This is a genomic window from Marinobacter excellens LAMA 842, from assembly GCF_001574445.1.
Classification (GTDB): Bacteria; Pseudomonadota; Gammaproteobacteria; order Pseudomonadales; family Oleiphilaceae; genus Marinobacter; species Marinobacter shengliensis.
Window position 1 is genome coordinate 40,885 of sequence record NZ_LOCO01000026.1, and the last position, 23,188, is coordinate 64,072.

22 protein-coding genes are annotated in these 23,188 nt (G+C 58.1%); 10 read left to right on the forward strand and 12 right to left on the reverse strand.

Annotation, left to right across the window (positions count from 1 at the left end; translation table 11 throughout):
- Positions 1-2: 2 nt before the first annotated feature.
- Positions 3-956, reverse strand: coding sequence for an arsenic resistance protein (locus tag J122_RS17110; RefSeq protein WP_197463873.1), 954 nt, complete (start codon positions 954-956; stop codon positions 3-5).
- Between the two features lie 83 nt (positions 957-1,039).
- Here J122_RS17110 and J122_RS17115 point away from each other — a divergent pair, with 83 nt between their 5' ends.
- Positions 1,040-2,767 carry an alkyl sulfatase dimerization domain-containing protein gene (locus J122_RS17115; protein WP_061333344.1) on the forward strand — a complete coding sequence of 576 codons (1,728 nt, stop codon included), beginning with the start codon at positions 1,040-1,042 and terminating at the stop codon, positions 2,765-2,767.
- A 74-nt stretch (positions 2,768-2,841) separates the two neighbouring features.
- Here J122_RS17115 and J122_RS17120 read toward each other — a convergent pair whose 3' ends face one another.
- From J122_RS17120 to pdhA, 4 genes are all read right to left on the reverse strand, one after another.
- Complete coding sequence (locus J122_RS17120) at positions 2,842-3,339, reverse strand: copper chaperone PCu(A)C (protein WP_061333345.1); 498 nt, start codon at positions 3,337-3,339, stop codon at positions 2,842-2,844.
- 114 nt (positions 3,340-3,453) lie between these two features.
- The gene (locus J122_RS17125) at positions 3,454-4,578 is read right to left on the reverse strand and encodes a dihydrolipoamide acetyltransferase family protein (protein WP_061333346.1); all 1,125 of its coding nucleotides are present in this window, start codon (positions 4,576-4,578) and stop codon (positions 3,454-3,456) included.
- Positions 4,579-4,588: 10 nt separating this feature from the next.
- Positions 4,589-5,593: an alpha-ketoacid dehydrogenase subunit beta gene (locus tag J122_RS17130; protein WP_061333347.1), complete on the reverse strand. Its 1,005-nt coding sequence runs from the start codon at positions 5,591-5,593 to the stop codon at positions 4,589-4,591.
- Positions 5,590-6,669: a pyruvate dehydrogenase (acetyl-transferring) E1 component subunit alpha gene (pdhA, locus tag J122_RS17135; RefSeq protein WP_061333348.1), complete on the reverse strand. Its 1,080-nt coding sequence runs from the start codon at positions 6,667-6,669 to the stop codon at positions 5,590-5,592. The genes J122_RS17130 and pdhA overlap by 4 nt, the downstream gene beginning before the upstream one ends.
- Before the next feature lie 250 nt (positions 6,670-6,919).
- Here pdhA and J122_RS17140 point away from each other — a divergent pair, with 250 nt between their 5' ends.
- Positions 6,920-7,639 (forward strand): tellurite resistance TerB family protein, encoded by a 720-nt coding sequence (locus tag J122_RS17140; RefSeq protein ID WP_061333349.1) that lies wholly within the window; start codon positions 6,920-6,922, stop codon positions 7,637-7,639.
- A gap of 91 nt (positions 7,640-7,730) precedes the next feature.
- On the opposite strand, the gene J122_RS17145 is transcribed toward J122_RS17140, so the two are convergent.
- The 3 genes from J122_RS17145 to J122_RS17155 are packed head-to-tail and all read right to left on the reverse strand — an operon-like array spanning position 7,731 to position 9,193.
- Positions 7,731-8,240 (reverse strand): phosphate-starvation-inducible PsiE family protein, encoded by a 510-nt coding sequence (locus tag J122_RS17145; RefSeq protein ID WP_061333350.1) that lies wholly within the window; start codon positions 8,238-8,240, stop codon positions 7,731-7,733.
- Positions 8,241-8,274: 34 nt separating this feature from the next.
- The gene (locus tag J122_RS17150) at positions 8,275-8,613 is read right to left on the reverse strand and encodes a zinc ribbon domain-containing protein YjdM (RefSeq protein WP_061333351.1); all 339 of its coding nucleotides are present in this window, start codon (positions 8,611-8,613) and stop codon (positions 8,275-8,277) included.
- A 40-nt stretch (positions 8,614-8,653) separates the two neighbouring features.
- Positions 8,654-9,193 (reverse strand): histidine phosphatase family protein, encoded by a 540-nt coding sequence (locus J122_RS17155; RefSeq protein ID WP_374787271.1) that lies wholly within the window; start codon positions 9,191-9,193, stop codon positions 8,654-8,656.
- Between the two features lie 307 nt (positions 9,194-9,500).
- On the opposite strand from J122_RS17155, the gene J122_RS17160 reads away from it, so the two are divergent.
- From J122_RS17160 to J122_RS17185, 6 genes are all read left to right on the forward strand, one after another.
- On the forward strand, positions 9,501-9,953 hold the full coding sequence (locus tag J122_RS17160; RefSeq protein WP_061333353.1) for a YaiI/YqxD family protein: 453 nt from the start codon (positions 9,501-9,503) through the stop codon (positions 9,951-9,953).
- An 84-nt stretch (positions 9,954-10,037) separates the two neighbouring features.
- Positions 10,038-11,840, forward strand: a complete 1,803-nt coding sequence (locus J122_RS17165; protein WP_061333354.1) for an ABC transporter ATP-binding protein — start codon at positions 10,038-10,040, stop codon at positions 11,838-11,840.
- 62 nt (positions 11,841-11,902) lie between these two features.
- Positions 11,903-12,676: an ABC transporter ATP-binding protein gene (locus tag J122_RS17170; RefSeq protein WP_061333355.1), complete on the forward strand. Its 774-nt coding sequence runs from the start codon at positions 11,903-11,905 to the stop codon at positions 12,674-12,676.
- Complete coding sequence (locus J122_RS17175; protein ID WP_082780628.1) at positions 12,666-13,604, forward strand: iron-siderophore ABC transporter substrate-binding protein; 939 nt, start codon at positions 12,666-12,668, stop codon at positions 13,602-13,604. The genes J122_RS17170 and J122_RS17175 overlap by 11 nt, the downstream gene beginning before the upstream one ends.
- Positions 13,594-15,624, forward strand: a complete 2,031-nt coding sequence (gene fhuB, locus J122_RS17180; protein WP_061333357.1) for a Fe(3+)-hydroxamate ABC transporter permease FhuB — start codon at positions 13,594-13,596, stop codon at positions 15,622-15,624. Before J122_RS17175 ends, fhuB begins: the two co-directional genes overlap by 11 nt.
- Entirely contained in the window at positions 15,611-16,408 is a 798-nt protein-coding gene (locus tag J122_RS17185; protein WP_061333358.1) for a (2Fe-2S)-binding protein, read from the forward strand. Before fhuB ends, J122_RS17185 begins: the two co-directional genes overlap by 14 nt.
- Here J122_RS17185 and J122_RS17190 read toward each other — a convergent pair.
- A complete protein-coding gene (locus tag J122_RS17190) occupies positions 16,402-18,384 on the reverse strand; it encodes a TonB-dependent siderophore receptor (RefSeq protein ID WP_227510260.1) in 1,983 nt (660 codons plus the stop codon). The genes J122_RS17185 and J122_RS17190 overlap by 7 nt on opposite strands.
- 412 nt (positions 18,385-18,796) lie before the next feature.
- Between J122_RS17190 and J122_RS17195 the strand changes: the two genes are divergently transcribed.
- Positions 18,797-19,912, forward strand: a complete 1,116-nt coding sequence (locus tag J122_RS17195; RefSeq protein ID WP_061333360.1) for a PQQ-dependent sugar dehydrogenase — start codon at positions 18,797-18,799, stop codon at positions 19,910-19,912.
- Here J122_RS17195 and J122_RS17200 read toward each other — a convergent pair whose 3' ends face one another.
- The gene (locus tag J122_RS17200; protein ID WP_061333361.1) at positions 19,913-20,326 is read right to left on the reverse strand and encodes a GFA family protein; all 414 of its coding nucleotides are present in this window, start codon (positions 20,324-20,326) and stop codon (positions 19,913-19,915) included.
- A gap of 92 nt (positions 20,327-20,418) precedes the next feature.
- Positions 20,419-21,189: a glutathione S-transferase N-terminal domain-containing protein gene (locus tag J122_RS17205; RefSeq protein WP_061333362.1), complete on the reverse strand. Its 771-nt coding sequence runs from the start codon at positions 21,187-21,189 to the stop codon at positions 20,419-20,421.
- Positions 21,190-21,456: 267 nt separating this feature from the next.
- Between J122_RS17205 and dacB the strand changes: the two genes are divergently transcribed.
- Positions 21,457-23,031, forward strand: a complete 1,575-nt coding sequence (dacB, locus tag J122_RS17210) for a D-alanyl-D-alanine carboxypeptidase/D-alanyl-D-alanine-endopeptidase (protein ID WP_061333363.1) — start codon at positions 21,457-21,459, stop codon at positions 23,029-23,031.
- Between the two features lie 24 nt (positions 23,032-23,055).
- On the opposite strand, the gene J122_RS21290 is transcribed toward dacB, so the two are convergent.
- Positions 23,056-23,188: NapC/NirT family cytochrome c (locus tag J122_RS21290; RefSeq protein ID WP_197463875.1), on the reverse strand; the 133-nt coding region annotated here is incomplete at its 5' end.

A 23,188-nucleotide genomic window follows, 5' to 3' on the forward strand; every position in this document is an offset into this window, starting at 1 on the left:
GGTTAACGGTGGAGCTTCTTGGGAACCCACCACAGGAAAAAAGCCATCCCGAAAAGCTCCACCAGGGATTGAAACACCACCACAACGACGGCCAGCTCATACGAGGCGGGTAATGACAGCGCCAGTGGGAGGACGACAAACGAATTCCGGCTGCCAAAGCTGAACGCCAACACCCTGCCCTGCTTGACCGGTAACCGCGCAACCCTGGCGACGACCACCGACAACATCCCGGCAGCCAGCAAGAATGCGGCAAAGAGCAGCAATAGCCAGGGAAGAATTCCAACCGACGCCAAGACCAGATTCACTTGCGCGGCTGCAATACAGAAGACCACCAGGGCCAACAACGGTACCGGCAGCCAACCAAGAGCTATCACAACAGATTGCCGGTTTTTGCTCCGCGCCACCCAGGTTTCCGTCAGATAAGCCGCAATCAAGGGCGCGACTATCAACCCGACGAATGCCAGTATCAACTCCTGCTGGGCCACACTGGCGGTGATCTCTGTGCCCAGGAACAACCACACGTAAAATGGCAACAGCAGCAGCTGGAGCAAAAGGCTAATGGGCGTGAACGCAATGGCACTTCTGGTGTCACCGCCCCCCAGATGGGTAAAGGTGATAAACCAGTCAGTACAGGGCACCAACAAGACCAGCAACAGACCCAACTGGACAGCTGGAATAGCCGGGCCAAGCGCCATTAATCCCCAGACGATGCACGGTAGCAAAAGAAAGTTGCCAATCACCGCCGCGAACATATATCGAGGCGCTGCAAACGCATCCCGCAGGCGCACCAGAGGCACCTGGGTAAAAGTCGCGTAGAGCAAAGAGCCCAGTAGAGGCCAAAGAATCCATTCCAGACGCCCACCAAGGTCGGGCATCCACACTCCCACCAAAAGGCCCAGGCAGATAGCCATCAGATAGATAAAGACCTGATACTCTTCCATCACTTCACGGGCCAACAGCAAAGCCTCCTGGTTCAACAGTCACGATCAGTGCAACACTCATGTGCGCTACCAGAAACAACAACATTAAGGATCTGACCATGCCCCGCATCGCCTTCCTGTTACTGAGCGTCCTCCTGATTTCCGCCTGCAGCCCTTCCGGCACCGACAGGCCGCCGGCATCCGGAACCCTGACACCCGAAGCGCTTGACCGCCATGGCGAAGAATTCCGGGAAGACGTGATTGAAGTCACCGACGGCGTTTACGTTGCCGTTGGCTTCGGCATCGCCAATTCCATCATGATCGAAGGCGATGATGCCGTCACGATTGTCGACACCATGGAATCCCTGGAAGCGGCGGAACGAATCGCCAAGCGCTTCAGGGCAATCACTGACAAGCCAGTGCGGGCCATTATCTATACCCACTCGCATCCAGACCATATCCATGGGGCGCCAGCTTTTATCAACAACGGCGACCCGGTCGAAATTTATGCTCACCACTCTCTGGAGAAAGCAGTCGACCAGACCGTGAGTGTACTCCAGCCCATCATCACCCAGCGTTCTTTTCGTATGTACGGCAGCCGGCTGCCCGATGCCGACCGAACCAATGTGGGTATCGGCCCCTTTGTGGATTTACAGGAACACAGCACCCTGCAGATTCTGCGACCGACTCAGACCTTTCAAGACGAGCTGAGCATTACCGTAGGCGGTGTGGAGATGATACTCAAGCACGCACCTGGCGAGACCGACGACCAGGTGGTGGTGTGGCTACCAAAACAGAAAGTGCTGCTGCCGGGCGACAACTTCTACCGCGCCTTTCCCAACCTCTACACCATTCGCGGCACCAGCTACCGCGACCCGAAAACCTGGGCTGACAGCCTGGAAAGGATGAGGGATCTGGAGCCGGAATATTTGGTACCCGGCCACTCACGCCCGGTGACAGGCAAAGCGGAGATCCGCAAGCACCTGACCGACTACCGGGATGCTATTCGCTACGTTTATGATCAGACCATCCGAATGATGAATGCCGGCAAAACCCCTGATGACATTGCCCATGAAATCCGCCTGCCGCCCCGCCTGGCGCGGTCCCCGTTCCTGCAGGAGTTTTATGGCAAACCGGAGTGGTCTGCCCGTATGGTCTTTGGCGGAACACTTGGCTGGTTCGATGGCAACCCCAGCAACCTGCACCCTACGCCACCCGGAGAAAAAGCCAAGCGCATGGCCCAACTGGCCGGCGGTGAAGATGCATTGATGACTGCTGTGGAGAAGGCTGCCAGTAACGAAGACCATCAATGGGTGCTGGAGCTGACGGACTATGTGCTGCGGCTGAGTCCGGAACACCAGGCCGCCACAGAGCATCGCATTCTCGCCTTGCATGCCCTGGCGTCAGCCGAAACCAATCCCGGAGCCCGCCATTACTACCTGACCTCCGCCGCCGAATTGGCGGGCGACATCATCCTGCCACTGATGGCGGTAACTCCCAACGATACGATGCTTGAAGGCATTCCCATCAGGGCCTTCTTCGACGGTATGAGTGTCAACCTTGAAGGTGAAGCCGCATGGGACATCTATCAATCCGTCGTGTTTGAGTTTCCCGACCTGGAGCAGAGCTTCACGCTCACGGTGAGAGGTGGCGCGTCAGAACTCCGGAAGGGCGTCTCGGAAGATGCCAGCATCCATGTGCGCATTGACAGCCTCGACTTCAAGCGGATGCTTGCCGGCATCCGCAACCCCGCATTGGCCATTCTGTCGGATTTTGAGTATGTCAAAGGGGGACGGATTGGCTTTACCCGGTTTATTCAGCTGTTTGAGCCGAATCTGGAAACCTGATTCAACGCAGAACAGTAACCACCAGGTCACCGCAGACAGAGGCAGGTACCATTTACCTGGAGCGTGGCGTAAAGTCAGTGATGATGCATCCCGGAATGGTCCATTGCCTTTTCTTTGCCGTCCAGGGGATGCACCTCCAGCTCTACGGCCATGCCCTCAGCACCGTCAAAAGCCAATTCCACAGGAATGAACTCACCCTCCGCCAATGGCTGGGTGAGCTGTTCCAACATCAGATGGTAGCTGTGAGGTTTCAACTCAACGGTCTCCCCGGCGGGAATCACCAGCCCGCCTTTGACAGGGCTCATGCGCATCACTCCGTCGTGCATGTGGGTTTCGTGGATCGACACGTTACCCGCCCGGGGTGATTGGGCACTGGTGAGGGTGACATCCTGATTGCCGTGATTACTAATGATCATGTAACCCACGCCCATGGGCGTGCCCGGGGGGGTTGGTCGGCTCCAGGGGTGCTCTATGTGAATGTCGCCCTGGCTGTAATCGTGAGCCAGGACAGGAGCAGCCAGTGTCGCGGCAGCCAACAGGAGGCCGACGTTGAATAAATGTGTGCGTTTCATGGGTACTAACTCTGTTGTTATGTGGTCTTGAAGTCTTTTCGAAGTAAGTGTTGCCATCACTTGCCGTGATGGCAAGTGTGTTTTAACCCGTTTTCATCAAATAGTGTTGGCTGGTCACGATGCGTTATTCAGGGCCTGGACCATCGCCCCCAGAAACCGCGAGGCTTCCCCGCCGGTTGCCGCCCGATGGTCGAAGGTAAGCGACAGCGGCAGGATGCGACGAATGGTCGCAGTGCCGTTATGTGGCACAACCTTATCCCGGATTCGCCCAGCCCCCACGATGGCCACTTGTGGCGGGCTGACAATAGGGTTGGCGTACTGGCCGGTCATGGTTCCGAAATTGGACAGGGTAATGGTGGCGCCCTGCATCTCTCTCGGCGGTATCTTGCGGGTGGCTACCGCCTCGCGCAGGTTCTCCAGGCCCTGGCGCAGGTCCTTCTGGCTACGATGGGTAATGTCCCGCAACACCGGCACAAACAGGCCGTCCGCAGTGTCTACGGCGATGCCCACATGCACCTCGTTCAGGAGTTGCCGGCTCAGGTTGTCGCCATCAAACCAGCAATTCAGTTCCGGCACAGCTTCGCAGGCCTTGCCGATGGCCTGCACCAGGCGCATGGTGATGTCGGTGCCCTTTTTCCAGTCACCGATATCCACGTCCTCAAAGATAGACACCGGCACTACCTGGGCGTGGGACAACGCCATGTTCTTGGCCATGGTGCGACGGGTGCCGCGCAGGGGGGCGGCGTCGCCCAGTTGTTTCTGGTGGCTGGCCTGTTTGTGCACGTCGTCAGTGGTGATCAGGCCACCCGGGCCGCTGCCCTTGATGGATTCCAGGCCAACCCCCAGTCGTTCTGCCAGTGCACGCACTCCGGGTGTGGCGCGATTGGCCCGGGCCCGCTTGCTGGAAGGGGCCGCACCGACGATAAACTGATCTTGCTGCGCGCCGTTGCCATCGCCTTTTCCGGATGATTTCAGTTCCCCCACCACAGTGCCTGTGTCGTCACCCTCTCCTTCAAAAGCCAGCAAGGGTTCGCCGGTGTGAATGATGTCCCCGGGCTCGCCATAAAGTTTGGCAATGGTACCGGCCTGGGGCGACGGCACTTCAACGATGGCTTTGGCGGTTTCGACGCTGACCAGTACCTGGTCCACATCCACCGTGTCACCCACCTTGATGTGCCATTCGACGATTTCGGCTTCGGGGAGGCCTTCGCCCAGGTCTGGGAGTTTGAAGTTTTTCATGGTTATCCTCCTAGAGCGCGATCACCTGTTCGACGGCTTTAACGATGTCTTCTACCTGGGGCAGGTAGTACTGCTCGTTTCGGTAGTAAGGCATGATGGTGTCGTAACCGGTGACTCGCACCACCGGGGCCTGAAGGTCCAGGAAGGCGCCTTCGGCGATTGAAGCCGCTACTTCGGCACCAACACCGCCGTTGCGGCAGGCTTCGTGAACGATCACCGCACGGCCGGTTTTGGCCACCGAGCACAGCAGGGTTTCCCGGTCCAGGGGGCTGACGGTGGCGACGTCGATCACCTCGCAGCTGACGCCCTGCTCCGCCAGCTTGTCGGCAGCAAGCAAGGTTTCCTGCACACAGGCGCCCCAGGTGATGAGGGTGACGTCATCGCCTTCGCGCAGGGTGAAGCAAGTATCCAACGGTAGCGCCTCACCGTTGTCCTCCACGCTCTGGGTCACTGCCCGGTAGATACGCTTGGGCTCCAGAAAGATCACCGGGTCCGGATTGCGGATGGCCGCCAGCAAAAGGCCATACGCCCGTTGCGGGGAACTTGGAATGACCACTCGCAGGCCGGGGATGTGGGCAAACAGGGCTTCGGTGCTTTCCGAATGATGCTCGGGGGCATGGATACCGCCACCGAACGGTGCCCGAAACACCAGTGGGCAATGCAGGCGGCCGCGGGTGCGATTACGCATGCGGGCGGCGTGGCTGACGATCTGCTCCATGCCAGCGTAGATAAAGCCCATAAACTGAAACTCCGCCACCGGCCTCAGACCCTGTGTGGCCATACCGATAGCCGTACCGGCAATCAGGTTTTCCGCCAGGGGTGTATCCATCACCCGCTTGAAGCCAAACGCTTCTTTCAGACCAACGGTGGCCCGGAACACGCCACCATTGGTGGCAATATCTTCGCCCAGCACCACCACGTTAGCATCATCTGCCATCGCCCGGTGCAAGGCCATATTGACGGCTTCCACCAGAGTGACATCTCTTGTATATCCAACAACCTGCGCCTTGCTCATACGTCACCTTCCCGGTATTTAGTGGCAATCTGCTCACGCTGTTGTTGCAGCGCGGCGGGGAGGGCTTCAAACAGATAATCCAGCATGACAGTGGGCGGCTCGGCCTCGGTGGCCAGGTAGGATTCAACGGCCTTTTCTACGGTTTGCTTGCACTCAGCCTGCAGGGCTTTTTCTTGATCCGGGCTCCACAAAGCGTTGTCATGCAACCAGTTTTGCAAGCGCTTGATGCCATCTTTTTCCCAGGCACGTTTGAGATCCTCCGCGGTTCGGTAGCGGGTAGCATCATCGGCGGTGGTGTGATCGCCCAGGCGATAGGTAACGGCTTCAATCACCGTCGCACCTTTGCCCGCATGGGCCCGCTCAATGGCAGCATCCATGGCTTCAACCGCCGCAAAATAGTCGTTACCATCGACAATGTGGCCCGGCAATCCGGCGCTGATGGCTTTCTGCGCAATGGTCTCCGCGCCGCTTTGCAGGCTACGCGGCGTGGAAATCGCCCATTGGTTATTGATCACTACAAATACAACGGGCAAATGCCAGGCACCGGCCAGATTAATGCTCTCCAGAAAGTCGCCTTTTGATGTGCCTCCATCACCAATACAACACACCACAGCCCGGCTCTGATCCCGGATCTTCATGGCCGCCGCCACGCCCATCGCATGACAACATTGGGTGGCAATCGGCACGGATATTGGTAGGTCTTCCGGGCAATTCTTCCAGGCGCTTCCACGCTCATCGCCACCCCAGTAAAGCAGCAATTCAGTCAGGCTCACGCCCCGCAAAATATGACTAGCCTGATCCCGGTAATAGGGCACGAACACGTCAGATTTCGCCATGCTCTGACCAATGGCTGTGCCCACCACCTCGTGCCCCAGCACAGACGGATAGGTACCGCATTTTCCAGTGCGTTGCAGCGCAATGGCTTTGGCATCGAAGGTGCGTGTCAGCACCATATTTCGATAGGCATCCAACACTCTGTCAATGTTCTCGGCCTGCGGTGGCAGTTCCGCAAGTGGTCTGCCGTGGTCATCCAGATAGCGGGTGCTATCCACATGGAATTCGTGGATTCGTCTCATTCCATCCTCCTGTCCCCCGGCCTCGGGATAAAAGCCTGGCTGCACAGACAACCTGCTTGTGGCGGGCAGCGGCAGCGTTGGGGTGGTTGGCACTCTGTTTAAGGTTTAGTCGAAGGTCCACGAATGATCAAAGGAACTTTACCGGCGGGCGCCTGACAATACGTTCACCCCCGGTTCTTGTTGGTCATGGTTTACTGAAGCTACAATCAACCAACAAGCCACGGGCAACAACGTCATCAGGAGATGAGTAATGAATGTCATGTCGGTACTGAATCAGATCATGGGTCAGGCTCAGGGTGGCCAATCCCAGAGCGGCGGCGGAATGGATGTAAAGGGCCTCATGGGAGGTTTAGGCAACCAGCTTTCTGGCAGCAAAGGTGGCAGCAGCGGGGTTGACGTGAAAAGCCTGTTGGGCGGCGGCGCCCTGGGCCTGATGCTGGGTTCTAAACGCGGCAGGAAAATGGGAGGCACTGCGCTCAAATACGGGGCCCTGGCTGGCGTTGGCGCGCTGGCTTACAAGGCTTACCAAAATTATCAGAACAACGCCCAGGGGGTACCGCAACAAGCGCCCACCCAACAAGGGCGACCTCTGGAACAGCTTCAAGGTGCTGACCAGGAGAGGCGAGGACTGGAAATACTCCAGGCCATGATCATGGCCGCCAGGGCCGATGGCCACATAGACGCCAATGAACGGGCTTTGCTCACTCAGGAAATCGAGAAATTAGGACCAGACGACGAATTACACGCCTGGATTCAGCAACAGTTTGACGGCCCCCTGGATGCGCAAGCCCTCGCCAGAAACTCCGATTCGCCACAAGCAAGCCGTGAAATCTATGTCGTCAGCGCGGTGATGATCAACGACCAGAACCCAATGGAGCGGGCCTGGCTTGACCAACTCGCCGCAGCCCTGAAGCTCGACCCCCGTCTGGCTAAGGAGCTGGAACAGCAGGTGCAGGCTTTAGAGGCCTAACTATCCGCGGTTAAAAGAGACAGGCTTAGGGAATCTGGGCAGAAGCCTGTTTCTACCCGATATCGAACACATCAAGTACTTGGCATATAACTTAGTCGTGCCAGTGTTCACCAGAATTCTTTCGGCTGAGCAACCAGTATGTGATACCCAGAGCCAGCGTGGTTGCGGCAATACCCAGCAGGTACATGGGAGTAAGCGTATCGAAATCCAGAACAATGACCTTCCGGGAAATCGCCATCAGTGCCGTAGCAACCACCAGCTGAACCGGGAACACATTGGTGCCCAAATAAAGCCGGATGTTGATGAAAATCTCCACCGCAATCAGCACCGCCATGAAGGCACCGAAGGTGAAGAAGATATCGTTGATATCCAACAGCAGAAAAGGTGGCGTCAGCAGGCGTTCGTAAATGATATACACTACATCACCCACGCCCCACAGGATTACCGCCACCATCAGCACCGCGAGCACCCTTATGGCAAAGCGAATAACCCGGTGCAGCCCCCGGAAGAAAGGGTCGGGGAAATCAATCGGCAGCTCCTGATGAAGTTCATGATTCCGGGCAGATTGCTCCGGCAAAACGTCCTTTTCTTTATCCACCATGGCACCGCTCCTGTGCTGCCGATGACGACGGGAATCAGGCTTTCTTCACAAACTCCGACTTGAGTTTTATAGCACCAACACCGTCAATCTTGCAATCAATATCGTGATCGCCATCCACCAGGCGAATGTTCTTGACCTTGGTGCCTACCTTAACCACCAGACTGGACCCCTTAACCTTCAAGTCCTTGATCACAGTGACCGTATCACCATCCTGAAGTTCATTACCGTTGGAATCCCGAACCACCTTACCGGCCTCGGCCTCAGCCTGTTCCGCCGCGGTCCACTCATGCCCGCACTCGGGGCAAACCAGCTGAACGCCATCTTCATAGGTGTATTCAGAATTGCATTGGGGGCATGGGGGCAATTGAGACATTATCATTTCCTGTTAATTAAATGAGCACAGAATTATACCACTACCGCCCGGGAGACACCCTCGCCAGAACCGTCGGATTCTCCGACAGCGGCAACGCCAGAATCACACCCTCATTGGAAGCCGGAAAAACCCCGGTCAGCGCCGTCACATTCACCTGATGCGACACCAAAATCACCGCCGCCCCCGGCTCAAGCTCATTCACCAACGCAATCGTTTGCCGCGTTTGGGTATCGCCATCACCTCGATTCCGAAAAAACGAATTCAACGCCGGCCACCCCGTCACCTCACCCATCTCCATTTCCCGAGCCGTATCCAGACACCGACACCACTGACTGGAAAACACCCTGGCCTCGGCAATACCCCGAGACTCCAGAAACGGCTTCCACGAACGCGCTTGCTCCCGCCCAACCGAATTGAGATTGCGCTGTGTGCTGCAATCCTCCAGGTCAAACCCGCCGGGATCGCCCGTGCCTGGCGCAAGAGCGTGTCGCATCATCAGAACCGCCCGGCCCTCCGCGAGGGCAGTCCAGGCTTCGCTCTCGGCTGCCTCTGATTGCAGAGACAACAACGATAAGAGCATTAACAATCCCAAAATCAGAACGTTCATCGCGTTCCCTCATCTTTCGATTTAATTGCCAAACCGCGGAGGCATCCGAGCTGTCAGATCGGTGTCATTGGGGGCCGCTTTCCAAAAATTTCGAAGGCCATGGATGGCCTGAGAGAAGCGCACATGGATGTGCTCGTAGCGGTTTTTGGAAAGCGGCACCCAATGACACAGGCACCGGAACCCTAGACGGCATAGAGACAAATACGCGGCCCAAAACTAACAAGCTCACCTGATGAACGGTTAAAATGCACCAACGACAAGCCAACAAAGGAACACCAAAATGCCAATCTGGGTCGACGCCGACGCCTGCCCCGTCCCCATCCGGGAAATTCTCTGCCGCGCCGCCACCCGCTGGCAAATCCAGACCACCTTCATCGCCAACCACGCCATCACCCTGCCGCCGAGCCCTTACATCAGCCGCCGCCAGGTACCCCAAGGCTTTGACGTCGCCGACAACGAAATCATGGACCAGATGACCAAAGGCGACCTGGTCATCACCCAGGATATCCCCCTGGCTGCTGAAGCCATCGAAAACGGCGCCGACGTTTTTAACCCCAGAGGCCAGGCCTTCACCAAGGAAAACATCCGCCAGCGCCTGGCCATGAGAAACTTCATGGAAGAGATGCGCAACGCCGGGCAAGTCACCGGCGGGCCCGCCCCCTTCGGCCAGGCAGACCGCAAAGAATTCGCCGATCAACTGGACCGCTGGCTGCAACGCAACGGCCGAAGGTGATAATGATTCTATTTTAACTCAGTCAAAAATCCGCTAACCTTCCCGCCTTCAGTGAGATCAGCCACGGCGAGAAGGAAGCGGAACATGGCCACAAGCAGCCAACACACCAGCAGCTTTGCGGCACTCGGCCGCCTGTTGCGTTATGCCCGGGGTTATCGTCGGCGGATCATCGCCGCCACCACCTGCTCCGTCATCAACAAACTGTTTGATATTGCCCCCGAAATCCTGATTGGCGTGGCCATCGATGTGGTTGTGAACCAGGAACAGAGCTTTGTCGCCCGGCTTGGGTTTGAGACCGCCCAGCAACAGATCACCATCCTGGCGGTACTGACCTTTTTCATCTGGGCGGGCGAATCCCTGTTCGAATACCTGTACCAGATCCTCTGGCGCAATCTGGCCCAACGCCTGCAGTCGGATCTTCGGCAAGACGCCTATGAGCACGCCCAGCGTCTGGATATGAGCTTCTTTGAAGCTCGAAGCTCCGGGCAGCTGGTTGCCACCATGAATGACGACGTTAACCAGCTTGAGCGTTTTCTCGATGGGGGTGCCAACGCCATGATTCAGGTGGTGGTCACTGTGGTCGCGGTGGGTGCCGTGTTCTTTGTGTTATCCCCGCTGATTGCCCTGCTGGCGTTTACACCGATCCCCCTGATTATCTGGGGCGCCTTCTATTTCCAGCGTAAAGCCGGGCCGCTGTACGCCGATGTGCGCGAGAAAGTTGGTGATTTGTCCAGCCGTCTTGCCAATAACCTCGGCGGTATTGCCACCATCAAAAGCTTTACCGCGGAACTGCGTGAAGCTCGCCGACTGAAACAGGCCAGCGAGGCCTATGTGGAGGCCAACCGACAAGCCATCCGTATCAGTTCAGCGTTCATACCCGTGATTCGCATGGCCATTCTCGCCGGATTTCTGGCGACCTTTACAGTCGGTGGCATGATGGCATTGAACGGCGACCTCAACGTCGGTGCCTACGGCGTGCTGGTATTCCTGACCCAACGCCTGCTCTGGCCCCTGACGGGCCTCGCTGAGGTTATTGACCTGTTCGAGCGCGCCATGGCCAGCACCCGACGAATTCTCGATCTGCTGGCAGAACCGGTCAACGTTCGGGACCAGGCTGGCAAAGACCTTGAACAACCGGTTCAGGGCAGCGTGGCGTTTGACCAGGTGGGCTTTCACTATGCCAGTAGCGGTGCTGGTGTTAACGACATCAGCCTGGAGGTACCCGCCGGCAATACCCTGGCCTTGGTGGGCGCAACCGGCTCTGGCAAATCAACCCTGATCAAACTGCTGTTGCGATTCTATGACCCCACCCACGGCGAGATCCGCCTGGATGGTCAGGCTATTCGGAACGTGAGCCTGAAATCCCTGCGGGACGCCATCGGTCTGGTCAGCCAGGATGTCTACCTGTTTGAAGGCAGCATTCGCGACAATCTGGCCTACGGTAAGCCCGACGCCACCGATGAAGAGATTATCGAAGCGGCCCGAACAGCAGAGGCCTGGTCGTTCATCAGCCAGTTACCCCAGGGCCTGGATACTCCGGTTGGCGAACGCGGGGTACGCCTCTCCGGCGGCCAGCGCCAAAGACTGTCTCTGGCCCGTGCGCTGCTGAAAGATCCTCCGGTTCTGGTACTCGATGAAGCCACCAGCGCCGTGGACAACGAAACCGAAGCGGCAATTCAGCGTTCGCTCCGGCGCATTGGCCACAACCGAACCGTGATCATGATCGCCCACCGATTGTCGACCATTGTTGACGCGGACAACATCGCGGTGATCGACGGAGGCCAGGTGGTCGAACAAGGCGACCACAAGACACTGCTGGCGCTAAACGGCGCCTACGCTGCGCAATGGCGCGTTCAAACCGGCCAGGTGAACAATGCTGACACCTGACATACATTGATAGTAATTCGCATTTAGATTATCCTGCCCACCAAAGCCAAGGGAGAGTCTGAATGCCAGCGTTTTTTGAAGTCGACCAACTGGCGGTTCGCCTGGGTGACACCGCCATATTGCACAATGTCAGCCTGGCGTTTCAGGAAGGCGAGGTAACGGCGCTGCTCGGCCATAACGGCTCGGGCAAATCCACCTTGTTGAAGACCCTGGCCCGGCAGATATCGCCCTCCCACGGCGAAGTCCTGCTCCATGGCCAGTCTTTCCGGGCTACAGGTGCCCGAGCATTCGCAAGAACCGTGGGCTACCTGCCACAACATCCCCCGGCAACCGACGGACTCACAGTGAGAGAGCTGGTCGCACTCGGACGCTATCCCTGGCGCGGCCCCCTCGGCCGTTACACTGCCGGCGACCAGACACTGATTGATCAGGCCATCCATGACACCGGCCTGGCACGATTCGCTGGCCGCGCGGTCGACACCCTGTCGGGTGGCGAGCGGCAACGGGCCTGGATAGCCATGTTGCTGGCCCAGCAAACCCGCTGCCTGCTGTTGGATGAACCCATTTCCGCCCTGGATGTGAAGCACCAGGTGGAGACCCTGCGCCTGGTCCACCGCCTTGCCGAGGAGCGGGAACTGACCGTCATTGTGGTATTACACGATGTGGATCTCGCGGCCAGATTCTGCGACCGCCTCGTAGCCCTGAAGGCCGGACAGGTTGTGGCGGATGGAACGCCCAATGAGATTATGGACAGCGGCGTACTGGAATCCATCTACGGCGTCGCCATGGGTGTAATGGAACGGGCGCCCGGCCAGTGGGTGTCTTATGTGCACTGAACAACGGGCTCACCGCCCACTGGCGTATCTCTGCTTACTTGCATTGATGATCAGCCAACCCGCGCACCCCGGAACCTGGAGCCACGAAAATGGCTCAATCACCCTGCCCCGGCCGCCTGAGCGCATCGTTGCCCTCAACTGGGCCGCAACCGAGGCGCTTTTGCTATTGGGGGTGACCCCGGTGGGCGTGGCAGACCGGGACGGCTATAGTGCCTGGGTCCAGGCCCCGGAATTACCCGGCGGCATTGCCAATGTTGGTACCCGGGTCGCTCCCAGCCTGGAAGCGATTGCCGAGCTGAAGCCAGACCTGATTGTCACCAGTGCCGAAATGGCGCCTGCGGCCGAATTACTGGAACGCATTGCCCCCACCTACGTCATCAGCGTCTACAAAGAGGGCTCCGCCCCCTTCGCCAAAGCCCGGGAAATGCTGACCACGCTTGGCGAGATGCTGAACCTCGAACACCAGGCCGAGGCTATCCTTATGGATATTGACCAAACTCTCGAGGAGCAACGCACCCGCCTGGCCGAGGCCGGCATGAATCAGCAGCCGGTGGCCCTGGTCAACTTTCTGGATGACCGACATGTTCGTATCTACGCGCACAACGGCCTATATCAGACCACCCTCAAAGCCTTGGGGCTGCGCAATGCATGGCCACACGAGGGTAACTATTGGGGGTTCTCTGTGGTTGGCCTGGAGGCCATTGCGCCCTACCACGACAGTCGTATCGTTGTCATTTCACCCACCCTGCCCGGGCTCTCGGATCACCTGGCAGGCAGTCCCTTCTGGACCTATCTGCCGCCCGTCAAGCGAAACCAGGTTTATCAAATTGAGCCGGTGTGGCCATTCGGCGGGGTGTACCCGGTAAAACGCCTGGCGATCTTGCTGGCTGATGCCCTGTTGGAGGGAGGCCGCAACAATGTTCGCTGACTCGGCACGCGTACCTGCAACCGCCCCGTCCCTCCCCAGAAGACTTCCGGTTGCCATTGCCCTGCTCTGGCTTGTCGCCCTGGCGGCCAGCTCCCTTCCCTGGCTGGGCCAGATGACACCAGGCGAGCTGTTCGCGGCGTTCTGGAGCTATACCGAAGATCATTACCCATCTGTGCTCGCTCACTACAGCTGGGCCCCCAGGGTCTCAATAGCCGTTCTGATCGGCTGCGGACTGGGCCTGGCAGGCGCTGTTACTCAGCAAATCCTTGGCAACCCCCTGGCCTCGCCCACCACGCTGGGCGTGGAAGCCGGCGGGCAGTTCGGGGTGACCATTGCCACCCTTTTTGTACCGGGTTTGCTGGCCTTCAGCCCCGATCTTGCCGCCGTGGCGGGTGGCCTTCTGGCCATTGGCCTGGTGATCGCGCTGACATGGCGCCTGGGCTTTTCACCGGTCACCGTCATTCTGGCGGGGCTGGTGATTACCTTCTTCCTCGGCGCCATGAACATGGCCTTTCTTCTGCTCAAAGGCGAATGGCTGGGCAACCTGTTTATCTGGGGTGCAGGCTCACTGGTCCAGAATAACTGGGAGCCCTTCCTGGAGTTGCTGCCGCGGGTACTGATTCTTGCGGTTGCCATGCTGATGTTGATGCGGCCACTGGCACTGCTGCAATTGGGGCAGGCTTCGGCTTCGGCACTCGGGGCCAAGGTTGCGCTGGTTCGGGGCGGCGCCCTGATTCTGGTAGTCCTGATGAGTTCCGTAGTGGTCAGCCGGGTAGGTGTGGTGGCATTCGTGGGGCTGGCCGCCCCGGTGCTGGCCAGGCTACTGGGCGCCCGCACGCTGGGTGAGAGACTGCTTTGGAGCACGGTCACCGGCGGCGGGCTCTTGCTGCTGGCAGACACCCTGGCGCACTGGGCAACAACTCTGGGTAACGGCTCCATTGTACCCACCGGCACCACCACCGCCCTGATCGGCGGCCCCATTATCCTGATGGCGTTGCAGGGCATTCGAAACACACACCATATGCCCGGCGCAGATTCGAGCCCGGCCGGGTTCATGCCCACCCGCAAGCCAACACTTCTGATCGCCGGCATTCTAATGGCGCTGCTGGTGCTGACCATCGCTGTGTCTATGGCCTGGTCGCCCGGCCTGAGTTCCTGGAACTGGACACCGGTTTCGAACTGGAGCGATGCCTGGGTGTGGCGTGGCCCCCGGCTGATGGCGGCCATTCTTGCCGGCATGGCTCTGGGCATGGCCGGCACCCTGATACAGCGCATGACCGGCAACCCCATGGGCAGCCCGGAATTACTGGGTATTAGCGGTGGTGCGGCTTTGGTGATGGTGGTCCTGGTGCTCACCGGCCTCGACATCGGCCGTGGCGGCCAACTGGTCGGAGCCACTGCGGGGGCCGCTGCTGCATTGGGCCTGTTGATTCTGCTGGCCCGCCGTCATCGCTTTGCCGGCAACCAACTGCTGTTGGGCGGGCTGGCGCTTTACGTTTTTATGGATGCCGGATTGAGGCTGGTAATGGCTTCCGGGGGAACCGTTGCGTCGCGATTGCTGAACTGGATGTACGGCTCCACCTGGCTGGTGTCTGAACCGGAAGCCATTGGTTTGCTGGCACTGGTGCTGGGGCTTGGAGCACTGCTTTTGCTGGTTATACGACCGCTTACCCTTTTGCCTCTGGGGGATTCGGCCGCATCATCACTGGGGCTGCCGGTTGCGCGGGCCCGGCTTCTGCTCCTGCTGATGGCTTCGGTACTCACTGCCGCCGCCACCGTGGTGATCGGCCCGCTGAGCTTTGTTGGGCTGATCGCACCCCATCTTGCCAGGGTGCTGGGCCAGCAAACGGTGGGGCGTCAGCTTGTGGTTGCGGCGCTGGCAGGCGGATTGCTGCTGGCCATCGCCGATTATCTGGCACGGGTCGTCGTGTTTCCCAACCAGTTGCCATCCGGGCTATTAGCGGCCCTGGTGGGCGGCCTGTACTTTCTCTGGGGATTGAGCCGCCATGGCCGTCACTAAGGTTTGTGGTGATCCCTGGCTGGCCAGTTATCGCCATCTGTTAACCGGACATGGCCTGAGCCCACAGAACACCCTGAACAGCGCACTGGCTCAAGACGCCGGGCTGCGCCCTGCGCTGTTTTCCCTGGCACAGGTTCTGGCTAAGCCGGAGCTGCTGGAAAATCAGCTGCTGGAGGATTATCCGGACGCGTGCCGCCCCAGGATGCACAAGGCCCGCGTGTCGGTGCTACACCAGAGCCTGGCTTTGCAGGTCATCGCCCCCCGGGTGCTACAGCTGTTCCGGGATGGAGTCTGCGCCCCCCTGAACCCCGATCGAATTTTCCTGTGCCCGCTGGAACTCGCTGACGCGCCGTCTCGCTGGGTTAACTTGAATGACGGCCAGACACCCCTGGCGCCCGAGGCATTTATTGAGATAACCGCTGATCAGATGCAGGCGTGGTATCCGGTCTTCCGGCAGTCTTTCGGGGTCAGTCCCGGCGCCTACTGGAGCAGTGTTGGCTTGGCACTGGGTGCACCATTTTCCGCGGTCTGGAATCAGGTGGACCCGGAAGCGCTCTGCGCCCTGGCCACCAGCTGGCTGGCCCGGTTTGAGTGTGAGGCAAACCGATACATCGACTGGATACCGGCTGAATTCAGCCAACAGCGCTGTGCACTGCCTCAACGGCGAGGCTGCTGCCTGAAGTACCTGTTACCGGACGGCGGATACTGTGGGACTTGCGGGATTTACCGTAAGCAGCGAATGAAAGAGGCAGAACTTGCGCCCTGCCCCCAATGTCATCAGTAAACCCAGGAAACGGTGATACTGGCATTAGCCGGCGCACCGTAAAAACCCTGGGCCGACGTGCCGAACTTCTTCAGGCTTTCGATGTATTTTTCATCGGTCACGTTGTTCACGTTCAGGGTTGCGTTCCAGTTGCGGGCGAAATCGTAACTGGCCATTAAATCGATGACCGCATAGCTGCCTTGTTCGGTCACTATCGTGGTACCGGCGTTTGGCCCGGTTGTGGCGACCCCTTGCTCCTGGCTGATCGCAGACTGCCAGCGCACTTTGCTGCCCAGTTGCAGACCTTCGATACCAGGCACTTTCCAGGTGCCCCGGAACTGAGCCAGGTGCTCAGGCACAAACGATTTTGCAGAGCGACCCTCGTTGTCTTCAATGTCCACATAGGTGTAGCCCGCAAAGAGCTGAACTCTGTCGGTCACGTCGCCCACAAACTCCAGCTCAACGCCCTGGCTCTTCAGGCCATCCACAGCACGGTAGTAGGCATCCTGTGTACCTTCGAAGGTACCCGCAGCCTCCGCCACGTTCTTCTGTTCAGTCTGGAACAGCGCCACAGTGGTGTTAACGCGATCATCGAGAAACTCACTTTTCAGGCCCAGTTCATAATTCACGCCATCAATGGGATCGAGCCTGCTGCGGTTAATATCCAACTCCGTTTGCGGCGTAAATATTTCGGTGTAGCTGGCATAGACCGAGTGGTTGCGGTTGAGGTCGAAGATCAGGCCAGCGTATGGGGTTTCAACGGCGTTGTACCGAGTCGTCTTGGTATTGCCGTAGCTGGTGCCCTTACTATCGATCCAGGTCATCCGGAGGCCGGTAATGGCGGTGAGCCGATCTGTCAAACTCCAGCGGGCAGCGGCATAGCCAGCGGTTTCGCGATCGGTCCAATCGGAACCATCAACGCCATTGGTGAAAGCAGGTTTGGGGTAATTACCGCCCCACTCATTCAAAGGCGGCAGCGGATCGCCAATACCCTGGCCGTAGCGTGATTCATCTACCGTCTCAGAGCGTGACCAGGTGGCCCCCAACACCAGCTCATGGGTGCGATTGCCAAGATTGAACGGTCCGATTGCAAAGGCATCAACCACCCATTGCTCGACATTCAGATCGTACTGGCTGGCATAGGCCATCAAGCCCTCACCGGTATCCGGGTCTGGAGTGCCGAACTGATAGAAAAGCTCAGAGTCACTGTCACTTTCCAACCGGGAAACCGTGCCTTGCGCCCTCCAGCCGTTTGCCAGCTGCTGCTGCAGCTCAACGAAACTGTTATGCAGGGTGTTATCCCAGTAGGACCAGTCTGAAGAGGTGCTGGTGGAGCGAGTAAACTCGGTAGCAGTGCCGTCGGTGAAAAACAGTGGCAGGGCGCCCCACAACGGGCTATCGGTGTCTGAAGTCTGAATCGCGTGGCCGGCGGTAAGCAGCGTCGTATCGGTCAGGTCCGCCTCAATTGCACCGTAGAACATCTTCTTCTCGTTGCTGTAGCGGTCCAGATAGGAATTCTTGTCCTCATAACCCGCTACGACTCGTCCGCGAACTTTACCGGAATCCGTTACGGCGCCGGCAACATCACCAACAATGCGTTTCTGATCCCACGAACCGCCGGTGACCCTGACAGATGCCTGAGTATCCTCTGTTGGGCGCTTACGTATGAAGTTAACCGTTGCTGCCGGACTGCCAGAGCCGGTCATCAGACCATTTGCGCCCCGAACCACTTCAACCCGGTCAAGGAATGCCGTATCCAGCTCGCCCTGGATATTGTCGTATACGGCTGGCATACCCACGCCATCATACTGAAAGTTATTGATGTCAAAACCGCGAGACGTGTAATAGGTTCGATCCGTCTCAACGGACTCCACGGTCACACCGGTGGTGCCCTCCAGTACATCGTTGACACTGTTCTGGGCAAAGTCGTCCATTTGCTCTCGGGTAATCACGGTAACAGCCTGAGGTGTCTCGCGGTGAGACAGCTCCATTTTCATGGACGTAGTCGTTGCACCGCTTAAGTAACTTCCCGTGGATTCAGTGGACAACACGCCCCGCTCTGCCGAAACATCAATTGCGTCCAATGTGGCGGGTTCGCCGGTTTGAGCCGCTGCTACAGCAGGAAAAGAGGCCAGACAAACGGCAGTCGCCAGTGCATTTCTGCGCAAAGCGGGCGTGGGGAATCGGGACATCAGAATCTCCGTAATTTTGTCGATGATAGGAGCCAAAAAACAGTCGACACATATTAATACGAATCATTCTAATTTTAAATACTAAAGTTGATCCATAATAATGCTCTTCCCCTATTACCAATAGTTAGTCACAGACCAACAGGGCCCTGCGACCTGCTATTCTTGACTAACAACAAGTACCAGACGTGCAGAAGAAACGGCTCAAGGGGAGAGTTCCATGTTTTACGGCAAACAACTTATCGTCATCAGCAGCTTGCTGCTTTCAACGGCAGTCGCCGCCCAGACATTCTCATCCGACAAAACCGAGTTCCGGATAGAAACCGTCGCCCAAGGCCTTGAGCACCCCTGGAGCCTGGCGTTCCTGCCCGACGGCACCATGCTGGTCACCGAACGTGAGGGTCGGCTTCGCCGTATTGAAAACGGCAATCTTGTACAAGAGCCGGTGAGGGGGCTGCCGGATCTGGTTGCCTCCGGCCAGGGCGGGCTTCTGGATGTGGTGCTGCATCCGCAATTCGAGAACAATCAGACCCTATTTCTGAGTTATGCCCACCGTAACAGCGACAGCATGACTACCCGGGTTGCCCGCGCCACCTACAACGGCGAAGCGCTTGGGAACGTAGAAGTGATTTTTGAAGCTCTACCCCGCTCCAGCAATGGCAGGCACTTTGCGGGCCGGATGGTTTTTGACCAGAGCGGTCATCTCTACGTGGCCATCGGTGACCGGGGTGAAATGGACAGGGCCCAGGACAATCGGGATGATGCCGGTGGTGTTCATCGCATTTCCACCAACGGTGACGCGATTGCAGACAACCCTTTTATGGATGATTCCCGCATCAACAACACCTTCTTTACGTACGGCAACCGAAACATTCAGGGCATGACCCTGCACCCGGACACCGGTGAAGTCTGGAGTCATGAACATGGCCCCCGGGGTGGTGACGAGATCAACATCATCAGGGCGGGGAATGACTACGGCTGGCCGAAGGTCACCTACGGCATCGACTACTCCGGCATCCCCATCTCAGACAAGACCACCATGGACGGTGTAACCGATCCACTGCACTACTGGGACCCGTCCATTGCCCCCTCTGGCATGGCCTTCTACACAGGAGACCTTTTCCCCGAATGGACAGGGGATGTGTTTGTCGGTGCCCTGAGAAGTCAAAAACTGGTTCGACTGACCATCAATGACGAAAAGGTGACAGAGGAAGAAGATCTTCTCACCGAACTTGGCGAGCGCATCCGGGATGTGCGCATGGGGCCGGATGGCGCCCTGTGGCTGCTGACCGATTCACGCCAGGGCAAGGTGTACCGGGTGGTGCCGGCCGAGTGATCAGTGCGGATCGTTGGTGCGTTCGGTTTTCTCGAACTGGGGCAGGTTGTCGGTGATATCAAACCAGTCAGACTTTGACCCCACGTAGACGTGCTGGGCCGCCTTTTTTCCCAGGGGTTCGTTGATCACGCCCACACGCAGTCTCAGGATACCGGGGATGGCGTCAACACGGCTGTATAGCTGACTGCCACAACGGGGGCAGAAAGCCCGGTATTTGCCGGGCCGGGATTCGAATTCACGCACTTGATCCTGTCCGGCAACATACCGGAAGCGCACCGTCTGAACCGGCACACTGGCTGAGAAAGCACTGCCGTGCGCCCGACGGCACTGGCTGCAATGGCACAGGGCAACCGGGCCAAGCGGGCCATCGTATTCAAACTGGATATCACCACAAAGGCATTGGCCGGTGTACATCACGCGCTCCCGATTCTGGCTCACAAACTATGGGCGCTGATCATACCGTGTCGGGCCCGGAATGCCACCCCGGGCCAGCCATTGCGTGACTCTCAGCCGCCGTACTGACTGTTCAGGTAAGCCATGATCCGGCCTGATTCAAACAGCTGCTGGCCAGTATTGGTGTCTTCCAGGTAAGGCACCTGAACACGGCCGTGTTGCTGAAAAAACGCATCCCGCTTGCCGCCCGGTATGGGCCTGTACTCGCCTGGCTTTAAACGTTGTTTGGCCGGGCCGATTTCGGTCCAGTGCTCCTTGCCCAGGTTATGCAGTGTGTAGGGAATCTCCAACTCGCACAATCTTTCCCGCACCAGACGCGAATACGGGCTACCCTCAAAGCTCCATAGGTGCAAGCCCTGTTCCGGACGGTTACCAGAGGTGGCGCGCAAGCCGCGCAGTTCACTGGCGGCCGATCCGATTGAATTTAAAGCTGGCTGCCAGGCTTTGGACTGATAGTAGCCGGGCACAGACCGACCGGCATACTGACTGAACAGGTACGCAACAATATCCTCAGATTCGTAGATCACCTTGTTGGTGTTGTGATCCACCAACAACGGGAACTGTTGCTTGCCACCCACGGCTTCGGCTTCCGGGCGGAACAAACGCCCGCCTTTGGGGCAGGGCCGTATTTCCACATCCAGGTGCAGCGCAGTCAGCACTTCCCGTACACGGCGGCAATAGGGGCAGGCTTCCATATCATACAGAATGATAGGTTTCTCCGGCTGCGGAATAGCCTTGATCACCAGGCATCCACGCCAGGCAGCGAAGGAAGAGGTCGCCACGGATTCCAGTACGTTCACCTGATGTCTGATCGCTTTGAGCATATTGTTCCCTTTGTTCGTTGTATTCGGTTCACGGGCTCTGGGGCGGCATTGTCTCACAATCGCTGTCTGCCCCATTGGCCTGGGTGTCAGCAAGGTCCGGTCAAAGCTAACCCCATGATTCTGAAAGGCACTTACGTGCTGTCACAAAAACTCAATATAAACAACGACTCTACTGCCATTTTTTAACGTCATGTATAGCTTTTCTGCATAGTACAAAACCACGGGATGAGCTATTGTACAAAGAGAACATAACAACGGGCTGGTGTGATGCTGATTCAGGGTTTGCAGGCGAGGACCTGCGCTTCAAGGTGTGTAACCTCACCCAAGCGGCTGGTATTGGCCATTGCGGCTGCCTGCACCATGGCAAGCACGCCGGCCCTGGCCCAGGAAAGCAATACCGCTGCCGCAGCCTTTGCGGAATCCCGTCTCTGGGCCAGTCAGATCAAAGACTACGCAAACAAGTCCCTGAATAGCGAGCAGGCCCTCAGTGTTGCAGCCATTCCCCTTAACGGGCCGGGCATTGAGCAGTATGTGAACGCTGACGAACTGATGAGCCCTGGCTCCATCATGAAACTGGTCACCACCTACGCCGCTCTGGAATTGTTGGGCCCGACTCATCACTGGAATACCGACTTCCTGACCGACGGTACCATGGTTGGCGATACCCTGCAGGGCAACCTGTATGTGCGTTTCGGTGGCGACCCCAAACTCACCTTTGAGCGACTTTGGGGTACCCTTCGGGAACTGCGCAGCATGGGTATTAACCGGATTGAAGGCGATCTGGTTCTGGATGGCAGTTATTTTCGGGTGGATGGTGGTTTCCCTGCCTTTGAAGACAACGGCAACAATCCCCACGCGCCGTTTCTGGTGGAGCCCTCCGCTTACCTGACCAACCTTAACCTGTTGTATTTTCAGGTGCGCGCAGATGAACGGGGTACCCAGGCCTGGGCTACGCCCGATCTTGGTGAAGTCACCATTGATAACCGGGTAACCGCCCTGCCGGAAGGCCCCTGCCCCGCTCGCAGCCGCTTTGACTGGAAACCGGTGTTCCATAACGATCACAGGGTAACCGTTCAGGTTACCGGCGAACTTCCGCAGGGTTGCCGGACCACAACCTATCTGTCTTTGCTGCCCCATGAGCGCTATTCCGCCTCCCTGATCCGTTCCGTGCTGTCTGAAATGGGCGTGATTGTCAGTGGCGGCGATCGCTTCGAGACTACACCGGATGAAGCACGCCTGGTTATGCGCACCACCTCACCAGACCTCGTAACCATGGTGCGGGACATCAACAAGTGGAGCAGTAACGTCATGGCCCGGCAAATGCTGCTGACCATTGGCGCCGAATTTCGCAAGGATGATGAACAGGATGACCGGGTGGCGGGCATCCGCGCCATATATGACTGGCTGGAAGGGCTTGGCATCAATACGGCGGGCATGGTGATTGATAATGGCGCAGGACTGACACGCCACGGCCGGATTACCGCGCGCCAGGGCGCCCAGATTTTGCAGCACGCCTGGAACAGTCCCTATTCTTCAGACTTGATGGCCTCCATGCCGATCATTGCGATGGATGGCACCATGTCCCGGCGCCTGAGAAATACCGGCATGGACGGCCAGGGCCGGATCAAAACCGGCTACCTTGAGCATGTGCGCTCCATCGCCGGCTTTACTCGTGATGACAGGAACACCACCTGGGCCATCGTCGGCATGGTCAATAACAACCCGGCATGGAATGGCCAGGCGGTGCTGGATCGCGTGCTTTACTCCCTGCATTTCCGGCCACCGGTCGGAACGTCCCTGTCCCAGTCACCGGCTGATGGCTCGGGGCCTTCCATCCAGTAAGGCCCCGCCAGTAAAAGCCTGAACCTACCGGGATACCCCGGCCATGTCAGGCAGCTTGTGCGCGATGCCCTTGTGGCAATCGATGCAGGTTTGCTCGCCGTCTGCCAATGCCGTTGAGTGCGCCTGGGACGCCCTTGGATCCTGCAGCGTGAAGTCC

Excerpts from the sequence above, each read along its gene's own strand:
- J122_RS17145 (WP_061333350.1), bottom strand. The coding sequence starts at position 8,240 with ATGGTGGATAAAGAAAAGGACGTTTTGCCGGAGCAATCTGCCCGGAAT.
- J122_RS17150 (WP_061333351.1), bottom strand. The coding sequence starts at position 8,613 with ATGTCTCAATTGCCCCCATGCCCCCAATGCAATTCTGAATACACCTAT.
- J122_RS17205 (WP_061333362.1), bottom strand. The coding sequence starts at position 21,189 with ATGCTCAAAGCGATCAGACATCAGGTGAACGTACTGGAATCCGTGGCG.
- J122_RS17190 (WP_227510260.1), bottom strand. The coding sequence starts at position 18,384 with ATGAAAATGGAGCTGTCTCACCGCGAGACACCTCAGGCTGTTACCGTG.
- J122_RS17175 (WP_082780628.1), top strand. The coding sequence starts at position 12,666 with ATGTGCACTGAACAACGGGCTCACCGCCCACTGGCGTATCTCTGCTTA.
- J122_RS17130 (WP_061333347.1), bottom strand. The coding sequence starts at position 5,593 with ATGAGCAAGGCGCAGGTTGTTGGATATACAAGAGATGTCACTCTGGTG.
- J122_RS17195 (WP_061333360.1), top strand. The coding sequence starts at position 18,797 with ATGTTTTACGGCAAACAACTTATCGTCATCAGCAGCTTGCTGCTTTCA.
- J122_RS17170 (WP_061333355.1), top strand. The coding sequence starts at position 11,903 with ATGCCAGCGTTTTTTGAAGTCGACCAACTGGCGGTTCGCCTGGGTGAC.
- pdhA (WP_061333348.1), bottom strand. The coding sequence starts at position 6,669 with ATGAGACGAATCCACGAATTCCATGTGGATAGCACCCGCTATCTGGAT.
- J122_RS17200 (WP_061333361.1), bottom strand. The coding sequence starts at position 20,326 with ATGTACACCGGCCAATGCCTTTGTGGTGATATCCAGTTTGAATACGAT.
- J122_RS17115 (WP_061333344.1), top strand. The coding sequence starts at position 1,040 with ATGCCCCGCATCGCCTTCCTGTTACTGAGCGTCCTCCTGATTTCCGCC.
- J122_RS17155 (WP_374787271.1), bottom strand. The coding sequence starts at position 9,193 with ATGCTCTTATCGTTGTTGTCTCTGCAATCAGAGGCAGCCGAGAGCGAA.
- J122_RS17160 (WP_061333353.1), top strand. The coding sequence starts at position 9,501 with ATGCCAATCTGGGTCGACGCCGACGCCTGCCCCGTCCCCATCCGGGAA.
- J122_RS17120 (WP_061333345.1), bottom strand. The coding sequence starts at position 3,339 with ATGAAACGCACACATTTATTCAACGTCGGCCTCCTGTTGGCTGCCGCG.
- J122_RS17165 (WP_061333354.1), top strand. The coding sequence starts at position 10,038 with ATGGCCACAAGCAGCCAACACACCAGCAGCTTTGCGGCACTCGGCCGC.
- J122_RS17125 (WP_061333346.1), bottom strand. The coding sequence starts at position 4,578 with ATGAAAAACTTCAAACTCCCAGACCTGGGCGAAGGCCTCCCCGAAGCC.
- J122_RS17140 (WP_061333349.1), top strand. The coding sequence starts at position 6,920 with ATGAATGTCATGTCGGTACTGAATCAGATCATGGGTCAGGCTCAGGGT.
- J122_RS17185 (WP_061333358.1), top strand. The coding sequence starts at position 15,611 with ATGGCCGTCACTAAGGTTTGTGGTGATCCCTGGCTGGCCAGTTATCGC.
- fhuB (WP_061333357.1), top strand. The coding sequence starts at position 13,594 with ATGTTCGCTGACTCGGCACGCGTACCTGCAACCGCCCCGTCCCTCCCC.
- dacB (WP_061333363.1), top strand. The coding sequence starts at position 21,457 with ATGCTGATTCAGGGTTTGCAGGCGAGGACCTGCGCTTCAAGGTGTGTA.